13 protein-coding genes are annotated in these 14096 nt (G+C 37.3%); 9 read left to right on the top strand and 4 right to left on the bottom strand.

The features are described from left to right. Positions 1-3 precede the first annotated feature (3 nt). The gene (locus tag IEV17_RS05645) at positions 4-594 is read right to left on the bottom strand and encodes a PepSY-associated TM helix domain-containing protein (RefSeq protein WP_004661319.1); all 591 of its coding nucleotides are present in this window, start codon (positions 592-594) and stop codon (positions 4-6) included. A 34-nt stretch (positions 595-628) separates the two neighbouring features. After that, positions 629-2206 (bottom strand): DUF2271 domain-containing protein, encoded by a 1578-nt coding sequence (locus IEV17_RS05640; protein WP_004661318.1) that lies wholly within the window; start codon positions 2204-2206, stop codon positions 629-631. A 312-nt stretch (positions 2207-2518) separates the two neighbouring features. Between IEV17_RS05640 and IEV17_RS05635 the strand changes: the two genes are divergently transcribed. The 4 genes from IEV17_RS05635 (at position 2519) to IEV17_RS05620 (ending at position 6784) form a co-directional block, all read left to right on the top strand. After that, on the top strand, positions 2519-3400 hold the full coding sequence (locus IEV17_RS05635) for a DUF4198 domain-containing protein (protein ID WP_004661316.1): 882 nt from the start codon (positions 2519-2521) through the stop codon (positions 3398-3400). A gap of 115 nt (positions 3401-3515) precedes the next feature. Then, on the top strand, positions 3516-4517 hold the full coding sequence (locus IEV17_RS05630) for an AraC family transcriptional regulator (protein ID WP_004661314.1): 1002 nt from the start codon (positions 3516-3518) through the stop codon (positions 4515-4517). A gap of 97 nt (positions 4518-4614) precedes the next feature. Further along, positions 4615-5238: a sterol desaturase family protein gene (locus IEV17_RS05625; protein ID WP_004661313.1), complete on the top strand. Its 624-nt coding sequence runs from the start codon at positions 4615-4617 to the stop codon at positions 5236-5238. A gap of 133 nt (positions 5239-5371) precedes the next feature. Then, on the top strand, positions 5372-6784 hold the full coding sequence (locus IEV17_RS05620; protein WP_004661310.1) for a hypothetical protein: 1413 nt from the start codon (positions 5372-5374) through the stop codon (positions 6782-6784). Between the two features lie 60 nt (positions 6785-6844). Here IEV17_RS05620 and IEV17_RS05615 read toward each other — a convergent pair whose 3' ends face one another. Both IEV17_RS05615 and mnmG read right to left on the bottom strand, forming a co-directional pair. Then, positions 6845-7177: a DMT family transporter gene (locus IEV17_RS05615; protein ID WP_004661309.1), complete on the bottom strand. Its 333-nt coding sequence runs from the start codon at positions 7175-7177 to the stop codon at positions 6845-6847. Positions 7178-7279: 102 nt separating this feature from the next. Further along, the gene (gene mnmG / locus IEV17_RS05610) at positions 7280-9160 is read right to left on the bottom strand and encodes a tRNA uridine-5-carboxymethylaminomethyl(34) synthesis enzyme MnmG (RefSeq protein ID WP_004661307.1); all 1881 of its coding nucleotides are present in this window, start codon (positions 9158-9160) and stop codon (positions 7280-7282) included. Positions 9161-9411: 251 nt separating this feature from the next. On the opposite strand from mnmG, the gene IEV17_RS05605 reads away from it, so the two are divergent. The 5 genes from IEV17_RS05605 (at position 9412) to purH (ending at position 14013) form a co-directional block, all read left to right on the top strand. Further along, positions 9412-9726: a hypothetical protein gene (locus IEV17_RS05605; RefSeq protein WP_004661306.1), complete on the top strand. Its 315-nt coding sequence runs from the start codon at positions 9412-9414 to the stop codon at positions 9724-9726. Between the two features lie 202 nt (positions 9727-9928). Then, positions 9929-10834 carry a 50S ribosomal protein L11 methyltransferase gene (gene prmA / locus IEV17_RS05600; RefSeq protein ID WP_004661303.1) on the top strand — a complete coding sequence of 302 codons (906 nt, stop codon included), beginning with the start codon at positions 9929-9931 and terminating at the stop codon, positions 10832-10834. 14 nt (positions 10835-10848) lie between these two features. Next, positions 10849-11712, top strand: a complete 864-nt coding sequence (locus IEV17_RS05595; RefSeq protein ID WP_004661300.1) for a DUF3426 domain-containing protein — start codon at positions 10849-10851, stop codon at positions 11710-11712. Positions 11713-12087: 375 nt separating this feature from the next. Next, positions 12088-12357 (top strand): DNA-binding transcriptional regulator Fis, encoded by a 270-nt coding sequence (fis, locus tag IEV17_RS05590; RefSeq protein WP_001086304.1) that lies wholly within the window; start codon positions 12088-12090, stop codon positions 12355-12357. Positions 12358-12438: 81 nt separating this feature from the next. Beyond that, positions 12439-14013: a bifunctional phosphoribosylaminoimidazolecarboxamide formyltransferase/IMP cyclohydrolase gene (gene purH, locus IEV17_RS05585; RefSeq protein ID WP_004661299.1), complete on the top strand. Its 1575-nt coding sequence runs from the start codon at positions 12439-12441 to the stop codon at positions 14011-14013. Positions 14014-14096 lie beyond the last annotated feature (83 nt).

The following is a 14096-nucleotide window of genomic DNA, read 5'->3' as shown; positions in this document are numbered from 1 at the left end:
CCCTTAAATGGCAGACCAAATGAGCAAAATAATTGCCGATAAACTACATGCCGTTAAAAGCAGATGTATCACTAAACGGGTTTTAATGGTCAGGAACAGAATATAACCTGCCAACGATAATAAAATAATGATGATCGCACTAATATCAATTAACCAATGCCAAGCTGTTCCAACATTTTTCCCACGATGCAGATCATTCAATAATGAAACCGTAGTGGCTGGTTTCTGCGTTATCTCAACATCACCATTGTCGAGCAACACCCATAAGTCTGTTGAACCTGCTGGGCTTTCGAGACGAATCATGACTTCACCATCCATCACTTCGCTACTTTTATAGCGGCCAATCAAAGGCTGTTTTGTACGAACATATTCAACAATACTTTGACTTGGATTCTCTTGTTTTTGCAGAGACTTAACTAGTGTTGGTGGCAAAGTGAATGTGGTCGTTTGCTCTTCATTCTTTGATTTAAACCAATCAGGATTATTGAGAAATAGACCTGTGGCAGCAAAGAAGATCAAAACGATAAAGGCAAAGGCAGAAAGCCAACCATGCACATAACGTGCATGGCGGTAAAAATCACGGCGTTGATACAAGGGACTAGCCTCATAGATGGAGTGATACTAAAAATTAAGCACCACGTTGGAAATTCAGTTTAACTGTACCAATTTCTGCTTGAGCAGGAAGCGTTTGTGTCGCTGATTTTGGTGTGACATTCAACTCAATGGTTTGATAAGAATGATCACCATGCTCACGTGAGGTTTCAATATGAATGATATATTTACCTGCATTCACTATTTTACCCGCTTCGTCTTTACCATCCCAAGCCAACTTATACTGTCCTGGTTGACGTGAAGGTTTTGCAACAGCATCTAAGTTTGGCATTTGACGACCATATCGACGCCACCAAACATAGTTAGAGTTAATCCACTTCTCATCTTTACCCCAGACAGCCAGTGTACGCACAATCTTTTTATCACTGTCTGTAACCCAAACTGACACATAAGGTGCACGGTAGTTGTCTACTGCAATCTTTGGAATATTCACTTCTAACTGAGCTTGGTAGCCTTTTGGCCAAGCTGTTGCTGTACCAGTTGCAGCTACATGACGCATTGTTTTAGGTTGATTGGCATCTAATAATGATGACCAGCCTGAACTTTGATAACGTGTACCATCAGTTGCAACAAGTTGAGCTTCATAACCGACGAGTTGTTCAATCAGTTGCATCCCTTCATGCGCAGGCATTGCGGTTAATGCTGTTGCTAAAGCATCTGAATCGGCTGCACATTGTCCAACCACAACACATTGTTCAACGTTCTGAATCGGATGTCCTGTATGTGGATTTAACAAATGCGATTGATTTGTGAACCCACGATAGCCTTGACCACTAAAAGCTATAGCTTGATCTTTAAGGTTGAGTACTTGAGTTGGTGCAACATTATCAAAACGTTCATTCGGATCTTGTACACCAACTTTCCAACCCGCTTGTTGAGGTGATTGCCCCCAAACACGCATATCGCCGCCAATATCGATCAGAATACCTTGTAAATGTGGCACTGCTTGTTTAGCTGCTAATAAAGCCCGATCAATTACATAACCTTTAGCGTAAGCATCAGGTGCGATTTTAATAGCCGATGTTGTTTTAATCTGCTTGGTTACAGGATTCAGTTCAATACTTTGCGTTTGTAACTGTCGTAATAAAGATTCTTGAGTGTTGTCATCCAAACGTTGGACTTGATTGCTATTTTCCCATAATTGAATCAATTGCCCCAAACGTGCATCAAAACCGCCACACGTTGCACTGCGCCACTGTTCACAAGCTGCGACAACATCATAAAGCTCAGATGAAGCCGAAATTTGCTGCTCACGATTTAATTGGCTAATTTCACTATCATCACGCCAAACAGAAAGAATCTGATCAAGCCTCGCAATTTCTGTTTGAATTGCTTGTAAAGCTTTTTCTGCATCTTGTTGCTGGGATGTAGTGACAACAACATCTAAAGATGTGCCTAATACATGATCTTGATGAAAACGATAACTTGGTAATTGGATTGGCGCGGATAATTGATGTGCATCTTTTATATTTATACTTAGTTCATCTGCTTGAGTCACCGTAAATGGGGACATCAAAACAGTTAACGCAGCCATCAACGGAGATAAACGAAAAATTATCTGTATTGGACGAAAAATTTGTTGAGTTGATGACATACGGGGATTCCATTTTCCAAGATTTACTTAAAATCTACTGGTCGCTCAATTAAAGTAATGCTCTTCTCTTTCTGTCTCAACACTTAACTTAGACTATGATATAATTTGATCAAATTTTTCAATAAAATCAATAATATTAAGCTGAATTAAAAATTAAGTTAAAAGAGAGGAATAACTTTTTAATCATCAACTTAGTTTTTGAACATGACGATTAAAAATTTATCGAAATGATATTGCAATTGATACTCGTTATCAAGTAGATTGTGGCAAATCTTTTGCATTTTTGTATATTTCTCTTTTAAGGAATTTTTCATGCGTCATTTGATTACGACTGGATTACTCGCGCTGTTACCAACCTTGAGTTTTGCTCATACTGCCAGCCCATTTTTACTGCCTGAAGTCTTCGATAGCAAATCTGACAGTGTGAGCTTTCAAAGTGGTATTACAGTAGAAAAATTCTTTGTCCCAAGTAGAAATTTTAAAACCAGCTATCAAGTCACAACGCCTGAAGGTAAAACTGAATCTTTCAATGCAGCAGCTGAACTTAAAAAATTTAATATCGCTGAATTCAATTTAACCAATGATGGTACCTATCGCATTCGCACAAAAGAAGCGACTGGTAATCCAACTAAATATGCTCAAATTGATGGGCGTTGGTTACGTGTTCGTCCATCACGACCTGCAAATGCTGCACCTATGCAACCTCAAGCAAATGCTGAACAAAAAGCACCTCAGCAAGCAAGCCAACCACCACGTTTTGTGACAGAGGATCAAATCCCAGCTAGTGCAAAAACACTTCAAACAACAAACTATTATCTTGCTGAAAGCTTTGTGACCAAGGGTAAACCTAGCCCAATTCCACAAATTGAAAATAAAGGTTTTGAGTTTAAGTTTTTAACTCATCCCAATGAACTGTACGCTGGTGAGTCATTAAAAGCTCAAGTTTTAATAGATGGAAAACCTGTACCAAATTTAGAAGTTGATGTATTTAAAGGTGCGAGCAGCTATCAACCAAATGCTAAACGTGAACAACCGCACGTGAAAACTAACGCTAAAGGTGAGCTTGAAATTAAATTTAATGAAGCTGGTATTTATTTAATTGCAGCGAGTTATCCAGAAGCGAATAGTGACAATACCAAACAACCTGTTACTCAAACATACACGTATAGTGTTACAGTTGAAGTAACTGAATAATATATTATTCTGGCACTTCACTTAGTGTAAGTGCCCTTTTCTTTTATAATAAAATAGCATCCACTTCTAAAATAAAAATAGTATATTGTTTTAAAACGTTCAGTTACTTTGTTTTATGACTTCAAAGAAAACCAGTGATGCAGGTATTTTTTTATGGATGGTTTATCAAACCATGCAGAAGATGAATTTAGATGCCGCAGCCATTTTTGCTAGTGTGCATTTACCAGATCAACCTCCAGACAAATTCGTTCGCCGCGATAACTCAACTCAATCGCGTTTTTGGCAAGCAGCAGCAGAAATTAGTCAAGATTCAGATATTGGTTTGCATGTAGGTTCGAATGTGCCTGCATTTCGCGGACAAGTAATTGAATATCTTTTTTTAAGTAGCCCAACCTTTGGGGATGGTTTGAAACGAACCATTCGATATCAAGCATTATTGACAGACGCAATGTCATTTAAGCTTTTATTCAAAAATGAAACGACTGCAATTATTTCTGGTCTTAACCATCCAATTCGACATTATTTAGAATGTGCGATTGGAATTTTACTCAATTTTTTTAAATATATGAGTGAAAATACTTTTTTACCGATTGAAATTGGTTTGCCATATCTTGATGGTACAACACAAGAAGAATATTTTAAAACATGGGGTTGTCCTGTCAAACTTGGACAAATCGAAGGTTATATTGAATTTAATAATGACTTATTAGGACAATCTTCCCCTGCCTACGAACCTGAATTATTAAAAATCCATGAACACCATGCAAAATCTCAACTTGAACTCCTCAATAAACACAAACTCATAGAACAAATAGAAAAAATTCTGGCAAGTGGTCTATTAGAATCAGGGGAATTTGACCAGAATATCGTTGCTAAACATTTAAATCGTAGCGCTCGCAGCTTAAGAGCTGATTTACATTTACTTAATACTAGCTACGAAAAAGTGATTGCGGGTTATCGTGAACGTCTAGCAAGACGCTTATTGTCTCAGACACAAGAGAATATTGATCAAATTGTTTACTTAACAGGATTTTCTGAACCATCAGCCTTTTCTAGAGCATTTAAACGTTGGACTGGGGAAACACCAACAGCTTATCGCCAAAGAAAACAAAAATAATTTGATCTAATAGGCAGATTAAAACTGTCAGAGCGGTCAAAACATTTCCTTTTTCTTTTTCTAAAATTCGATGCATGTTTTATTCGGTATATTCAACATGATTGGTTTCCCTGTAGGTATCTTTGTTGCAAATGGTATGGAATGGTATTTTCATAAAGTTTGGTTACATGAATTTCCAAGTAAAAATAGAAATAGTCCTTTTTTTACTCATATTGCTCACCATAAGCGTGCTCGTTTGAATAACTTTCATGACGAAGGTTATGCAGAATCCATGTTTAAAAATGCTGAAATGTATAATGAGAAATCGGCACTTATCGGTCTAGCAGCAGCATCAACTATTTTTCTGCCTGTTGCCCCCTTCTTTACTGCTGGTTTGTATTACGGCATTTGGAATTATTGGAAAGTTCATGCCAAATCACACTTAGATCCAGAATATGCAAAAAAACGAATTCCATGGCATTATGATCATCACATGACCAGCAACCAAAATGCGAATTGGTGCGTCACTAAACCTTGGTTCGATTATATTATGGGAACGCGTGTTTTAACTGATGTATCGCATACGGAAACAAACCCTCTAGCCATCAAAATGCCATTATGGTTAGAAAAAAAAGTGAATCGTGTTGCTCGCCGTGTATTACCTAAAGCCTATGCAAAAATTGATGCTAATACTCAACTAGATCAGCAGAATTTAAAACAAGGGATTGAAATCGCTTTGTAAATTTTATTTTATTGAGGATAAACAAGCCTAATCACTACGATTAGGCTTTAAAAATTATTAATCTGGGAGCTTTTAAACACAATAATAAATCGATATTATTCTGCTACAAAATAATCCTAGTAGAAAACTAACAATGTTAAATATTAAATCGAGTGTCGCTGTCTTAACTACATCATTAATACTATCTGCTTGTGGTAGTGATAATCATCAATCTAAAGAAAATAATTCGACTAGCCCTGCAACCTTCACAACTGAGTTTAAAAGTGATTTAACTTTACAAAAAGATTCAGACCCAGTCATTCAGATTGCAGGAAGAACGAGCAATCAAGATGATAATATAAATGCTTATTCAGTTACGCATCATTTTGAAAAATCAAAATCTTCAATTATTTTTAGTTATAATTTAGATAAAAATGATGTAAGTAAAACTTTGTATGTCAAATACGATCCGATACTCAAAGAAATATTAGGCGCTTCAATTAAAAGTAGTCCAACTAAAATAGGTGAATTACAAGTAGGGTCTATGCAGTATGCTTGTAGTGAATTTTTTTATGATGCTTGCAAAAACATTCAAATTAACTTTGATGATAAAACAGGTTATAGCGAGCTTACGTTTCATAATGCAAAACTATCCACTTCAAACCTAACTGATTCAACCAATACAATCAAAAGTTTCATCACTTTAAATGGAAAGCTAGCAGGTTCATTATCTAATTTGCCTCAAACATTCGAAGATATTAGAAAAACAAGCGTGTCAAATCTCTTAATAAATCAACAAAAAAATATGCCATTAGCAGTTATATACGATCCTATTTTGAAACAAATTTCTTTCGACACTTATACAGAAAATAATTTTGATACTGGTTTAAAATTGGACCAGTTCATTACAACATTAAATGATAAGTTCCCACCCTCTACTATACTTAGAACAGAAACATTAAGCGGTTTATCTGGTGCATGCATATCGAAGATAAGCGATATTTATGCATCACCATCATCTATTACGGTTACTGAAAACTCAAATGATATTACTTTAACATTTGATCAGACAAGATATAAGCATACAAATGATGCTCTTTTAACTCCAAACCTACCATTGTTAGATACTTGTCCTTCTACATACCGCGAATTAAATGGTTTCGTGAAGGTAAATAAACCCCATACAAAGCTACAAATTAGCCCTATCAAAAAAGAAGATTTTGGATATTCAGATTTTCAAGTTCCTGCACAATATTTTGATGTCGCTAATCATAACTTACAGAAATTTGGTAATGATTTTATCGATGTTGAGATAAAGAATAAACAAATTGAAAAAGTTAGCTTTCATGAATACGATTTGAGAGCCGCTCCTAACTCTAATGTGCTTACAGTTTTTAGATATACTTTTACATGCGATGCCAAGAAATCATGTAAAGGAATATCTTACGATGATAAAAATACAAGTATCACATTTAAAAATACAAATTTATTTTATGAAGAAAATCAATTTGACACAATCAACCAGTCAATTACTTTAAATGGTGTATTTGATTTTGCTGGACGTTAATTTTGATTTATAAAATTTGAGTTAGAAACCGAGCAAATATCAGCTCGGTTTCTTATTTGATTAATGAGAATTCGTTTTCGACAATAAGTTTAAAATCAATACACCACTCATAATCAGTACAATCCCAATAATTCCCCAAACATCTAACTTCTGATCAAATACAAACCATGCCACGGTGGTAATTAAAACAATTCCTACACCCGACCAAACTGCATAAGCAATACCGACAGGGATTATTTTTAAGGTTAAAGATAAGCAATAGAATGCAATCATATAACCAAGAATCACAACTATAGATGCAATCGGCTTAGTAAACCCTTCACTACTTTTTAAAGCAGAAGTAGCAACAACTTCAGCAACAATTGCGATAAATAAAATGAGCCAATTCTTCATTCAATTTCCCATAGATAAATGGTTAAGAACAAAATCATAAAAATTAAAAAAATACCCTCTTATAATAAGAGGGTATTTTTAACACGTAACTTTATACAAGAATTATGCTGATTTCTTCGCCATATTATTTTTGCGAATAGTGATCATCAATAATTGTACTGCTGCGGGAGTCACACCTGGGATACGACTAGCTTGTGCCAAAGTTTCTGGACGAACTGTTTTTAACTTCAAGGTGATTTCACGTGACAAACCTGAAATCCCATCATATTCAAAATCAGCAGGAATTCGGGTTTCTTCTAGACGTTTCAATTGTGCAACATCTTCATGCTGACGATTAATATAGCCTTCGTATTTCACCGCAATTTCGATTTGCTCACCCACTTGCTCTGAAACTTCAGAACCCGTTAATTCTGCAATTTGACTGAAATTGATATTTGGACGTTTCAACAAATCAATCGCACTACATTCTTTACTAAGATCAGCACCCGTCATTTCAACGAATTTTTTACCCATTGGATTGTTTGGCGCAGCCCACAAATGCTGTAAACGAGAAGTTTCGCGCTCAACAGCTTCCATTTTTTCGCTATATGCAGCCCAACGTTCATCATCCACTAAACCAAGCTCACGGCCAATAGACGTTAAACGTTGATCGGCATTGTCTTCACGCAACATCAAACGATATTCCGCACGCGAGGTAAACATACGGTACGGCTCTTTAGTACCCAGCGTGATCAGATCATCAACCAATACGCCCATGTAAGCTTGATCACGTTTTGGTGTCCACTCTTCTTGTTCCCACGCACGGCGTGCAGCATTCAAACCAGCAAGCAAGCCCTGTGCACCCGCTTCTTCATAACCTGTGGTACCGTTGATTTGACCAGCAAAGTACAGATTTTGAATCGCTTTGGTTTCAAGTGTAAATTTCAATGCTTGTGGATTGAAATAATCATATTCGATCGCATAGCCCGGACGTAAGATATGCGCATTTTCCATACCACGGATCGAACGAACTAAATTGAACTGTACGTCAAACGGCAAAGAAGTCGAAATTCCGTTTGGATAAAGTTCATGTGTATCCAAGCCTTCTGGTTCCAAGAACACTTGATGTGAATCTTTATCAGCAAAACGGTGAATTTTATCTTCAATTGATGGGCAATAGCGCGGACCTACACCTTCAATTACACCCGTATACATAGGTGAACGATCTAGACCACCACGAATAATTTCATGGGTTTTTTCGCTTGTATGGGTAATATAGCAATTCACCTGTTCAGGATGCATAGATGCATCACCCATAAATGACATTACAGGCGATGGGAAATCACCTGGCTGTGGCGTCATAACAGAGAAATCAACAGTACGCGCATCAATACGTGGCGGCGTACCTGTTTTTAAACGACCTACTGGCAATTTAAGTTCACGCAAACGATGAGCTAATGCAATTGACGGTGGATCGCCCGCACGACCACCACTTGAGTTTTGTAGACCAACGTGGATCACACCACCCAAGAAAGTACCTGTCGTCAATACCACAGTTTTAGCATCAAAACGGATGCCCATTTGAGTCACAACACCCTTAACGGTATCGCCTTCAACAATCAAATCATCCGCAGCTTGTTGAAAAATATCCAGATTCGCTTGATTTTCTAAAGTATCACGAATTGCAGCTTTATAACGAACACGGTCAGCCTGTGCACGTGTTGCACGTACAGCCGCACCTTTACGAGAATTTAGAATACGGAACTGAATACCACCTTTATCCGCAGCAAGTGCCATTGCACCACCTAGTGCATCGATCTCGCGGACAAGGTGTGATTTACCAATACCACCGATTGCAGGGTTACAGCTCATCTGCCCCAAAGTTTCAATATTATGCGTCAACAATAATGTTTGTCTTCCCATACGAGCAGCAGCAAGCGCTGCTTCCGTACCAGCGTGACCGCCACCAATTACGATAACGTCGTAAACTTTAGGATAGTGCATAGTGGTAAATGTGTATTCAAAAAATGACAGAGTATTATACAGGATTTTTCATATTAAGTTGACAAAAACTGTCAATATTCTTATTCACTAGAAATCAATGAGCTGTATACAAAACACACAAAAAGAAACCTTCTGTTGCATTTTTCTTCTATGGTTAACAAAGCGCCACACAATCATTAACCTGATCACCACTGTTTTATTGAATGAATTTCTTATTCTAGTTAATGCATAAAATACTTTAGGAAAATGATATGAACAAAAAGCTTTTAATTTCATCGTTTCTTTGTAGCCTATGTTTAGCTGTAACTGCACAAGTAAATGCTAAATCGACTGTTGATGCTCAAACTCAAAAGTATCAACAAGTTTGTAAAAGCAAAAAACAAGGTGATATGGTTTCTTTTGCTTATAAAGGTGTTGTTTATAACGGCACATGTGAACCGAATGAAGCTGGAAAACTAGCATTCCAGCCACCGATACCTGCTAACAACGCGACACCTGAAACTCAAAGCAAAATTTCAGAAACTCAGTCCGCACCTCGTCCAGTAAGTTCAGTACAAACACCATAGATTTGTGCAAATAGGAAAGTTATAAATATTTAAAATGATAAAAGAATGTGACGTAAGCGCATTCTTTTATCGTATTTGATGTGATCAACACACTAAATTCAAAAAAAAAAGATCTTAAAATTGTAATCTGCCTATTTTATAATCCCTTTAGGCAAACTGAATCTATTACAATAACCCCAAATACATTTACTTAGGTTTTCCTGTGAACTGGCTACAAATTCATATTACCGTTGATCAAGATCAAGTTGAGCTTACTGAAACACTGCTTCTCTCTTTAGGTGCTGTGAGTGTGACTTTGGATGATGCTGAAGATCAGGCACTTCTTGAACCATTACCGGGTGAAACGCCACTATGGAATAAAGTTATTGTTACTGGAATTTATCAACAAGAAGAAGATGATCCTATCGATGTGGATACCTTAGAAGCTTTCCTCAAGGCGCAACTTCCTAACGTTCCGATGCGTCATGAATATTTAGAAAATCAAGTATGGGAACGCGCATGGATGGACTATTACGAACCAATCCAAATTGGCGAGAAATACTGGATCGTACCTGAGTGGTTAGAACCACCTGAAGCTGATGCAACAAATATTAAACTTGATCCAGGTCTTGCTTTTGGTACAGGTAACCATGCAAGCACTTTCTTGTGCCTACAGTGGTTGGGTAAAACCGACGTAAAAGATACAATCGTCATTGACTACGGCTGTGGTTCAGGCATTTTAGGCGTTGCAGCTTTACTGCTTGGTGCTAAAAAAGTTTATGCCACTGATATCGATCCTCAAGCAGTATTGGCTACAAAACAAAATGCAGAATTAAATGGTGTACTTGAGCGTCTTTATGTAGGATTACCTGAAGAGTTTGAGCAAGAATTCAAACAACAACAAGCGGACATACTTGTCGCGAATATTTTAGCGGCACCGCTAATGGCACTTGCGCCTGAATTCTCAACTTTATTGAAAAATGAGGGTGAATTCGCACTTGCTGGTGTAATCGAAGAGCAAGTTGCTGATGTTTCTAGTGTTTACTCTGAATTTTTTGATATATTACAGATCGAAAAACGTGAAGAGAACTGGTGTCGCATCTCAGGAAAACGTAAAACAACAATTTGAGAAATTTGTTCCTTATGAGTGAAAAACAAACCCGCTGCCCTAAATGCTCAACCGTGTATAAAGTAACCCTTTCACAACTTAGCGTTGCACAGGGCATGGTTTGTTGCCCAAAATGTATCATTAATTTTAATGCATTAACGAATCTAATCGATTCTGAAACGGCTGACACAGCCCTAACACCACCAAATCGTTCATTATTTTCTTCGATTCAACCCGATAGTTCTTTTGCTGAGAAGCAAATGCAAATTTTGAGTATTTTTGATCAGAAAATTGAGAACTCAAATATTGATTTATTGACTTATTTAAATAATTTAAATTACTTTAATACTGAACCTGTTACGGCATTGCCTAATTTGAACTTATCAGAAGATAACTTATTAATCGACCATGAACAAAATCATAAACAACATGGCTGGCTTTATTACACATTGTGGGGATTAGGCAATATTGCATTAATTCTAGTTTTTGCTTTTCAGATTTTATGGTTCAATCCAAAACTCATGCATGATAGTCCAGCATTGAATCGCATCTTTAACTATGCTTGCAGTGTAGTAACGTGCAAAATAAAGAATGAACAATATAAATTTCTTAGTTTTGAAAAAATAAAAATTAAACGTGTAGGAAAAGATGAAACAAGCTTCACGGGTGTATTAGTAAACCGTCACAAAGATAGTCTTGTGATCCCCTCTATTAAAGTGATTCTAAAAGAAAATGGAGAAGTCATCACCGATATCACTCTAAAGCCACAGGATTATTTAGTGGATAGTTTAAAAAGCATCCAAAGAATCCCAACGAATAGCCCTTTTAGATTCGAATTTACAGTGCCAAAGAGTAAAAATAGCTTCGATGATTATAGTTTAGAAATTGTACAACCTTAAAAGCATAAAAAAATGACAAAAAAATAAAAAAAAGTGCAGTTAATTTGCTCACTTTTTCGCAGACAGTGGTATGATACGCGCCACGAATGCTTAACCCACTTACTCCTCGTTATTTATAGACAATAAAATCGTTAAACGAACTGTGCTTCTAACACATAAGCGCATTGTTGGTTTTTTTGTTTTTGAAAGTAGGCTGTAACAAATATTTAACTATTGTTACGCTTATTTTTTACACAAATCGAGGATTTGTGGCAAGCTAATAGTCCCTTTGTTTTAGAGTCACTGTTTTAGGATCTAAAACAGGACTCAGTAATTTAGACCACATTTACATATCACTTTATCCAAGTGGTATTTTGATTTTTCGGATTAACACGCATGAATAGCAAATCTCCTATTTTTACGGCTCAATCTGATGTCGCTCTTCGCATCCATGTAGATCGCGCAGTTCGTCATTATTTTGCACAATTGCAAGGTGAGCAACCATCTCAAGTTTATGACATGGTTTTAGCAGAAATGGAGAAACCTCTTTTATCTGTGGTCTTAGAATACACTCGTGGCAATCAAACGCGCGCTGCTGAGATTTTAGGCCTTAACCGCGGAACTTTACGTAAAAAGTTAAAAGCTCACGGTTTAATGAGTGAATAATTGATAAAATGCTCACGTTCTCGTGGGCATTTTTTTTTGCCTTTGTTTTAATCTGTAGACTTCAAACTGTTGACTAGAATCATGACTATCAAACGTGCTTTAATCTCTGTTTCCGACAAAACTGGAATCGTTGAATTTGCTCAAAACCTTGCTGGATTAGGGGTAGAAATCTTATCTACGGGTGGTACATATAAGTTGCTTAAAGACAACAATATCGCTGTAGTAGAAGTTTCTGAACATACAGGTTTTCCTGAAATGATGGATGGTCGTGTTAAGACACTACATCCAAAAATTCATGGTGGTATCTTGGCGCGTCGCGGTCTAGACGAAGCTGTGATGCAAGAACACAATATCGATGCAATTGATCTTGTCGTAGTAAACCTTTATCCATTTGCTGCAACAGTTGCTAAACCAAACTGCTCACTCGCTGATGCGATTGAGAACATCGACATTGGTGGTCCAACAATGGTGCGTGCAGCAGCGAAGAACCATGCTTCTGTGGGTATTATTGTAAATGCTTCTGACTATGATTTAGTCGTTGCTGAATTAAAAGATAATGGTGCACTTTCTTACGAGACTCGTTTCGACTTAGCGGTAAAAGCGTTTGAGCACACAGCACAATATGATGGCATGATTGCATCTTATCTTGGTGCTCGTGTTGGCAAAGCTGAGGGTGAAGCAGATTTATTCCCTCGCACGTTTAACACCCAACTTAATAAAGCTCAAGATTTGCGTTATGGTGAGAACCCTCATCAAAATGCAGCATTCTATGTTGAAGCAAATGCGAAAGAAGCATCAGTTTCAACTGCGAAACAATTACAAGGCAAAGAATTGTCTTATAACAATATTGCAGATACAGATGCAGCACTTGAGTGTGTTAAATCATTTGCAAAACCTGCTTGTGTCATCGTTAAACATGCAAACCCATGTGGTGTTGCAGTTTCATTAGATGGTATCCAAGCGGCTTATGATCTTGCTTATGCAACTGATCCTGAATCTGCGTTTGGTGGCATCATTGCATTCAACCGTGAATTAGATGTTGCAACTGCACAAGCCATTGTGGATCGCCAATTTGTTGAAGTGATTATTGCACCAAGTATTGCTGAAGGCGTACTTGAGGTCACTGGCGCGAAAAAGAATGTACGCGTGTTAGTCTGTGGTGAACTTCCTGCAATCGATGCACGTACCGCTCAACTTGACTATAAACGCGTGAATGGTGGTTTGTTAGTTCAAGATCAAGACTTAGGTATGATCACCAAAGATGATCTAAAAGTAGTAACTAAACGCGCACCAACCGAACAAGAAATTGATGATCTTATCTTTGCTTGGAAAGTAGCAAAATATGTGAAATCAAATGCGATTGTTTATGCTAAAAATCGTCAAACGATTGGTGTAGGCGCAGGTCAAATGAGCCGAGTAAACTCTGCTCGTATTGCTGCAATCAAAGCTGAACATGCTGGCTTAGTCGTTGAAGGTGCGGTCATGGCATCTGATGCATTCTTCCCATTCCGTGATGGTATTGATAATGCGGCTAAAGCTGGCATTAAATGTATTATCCAACCAGGTGGTTCTATGCGTGATGAAGAAACAATTGCAGCCGCTGATGAAGCTGGTATTGCAATGGTGTTCACGGGTATGCGTCACTTCCGTCATTAATACCCCTAAGTCCCTCTTTCTTGCGACACCTAAATCGCATCCTAGGGGGACTTTTTTATTCTGAACAGGTATATTCTTAAATA

Source organism: Acinetobacter modestus, assembly GCF_014636095.1.
In the GTDB taxonomy this organism is placed as follows: domain Bacteria; phylum Pseudomonadota; class Gammaproteobacteria; order Pseudomonadales; family Moraxellaceae; genus Acinetobacter; species Acinetobacter modestus.
Note: the sequence above shows the minus strand (reverse complement) of the source record. Positions and strands in the feature narration are given on the sequence as shown.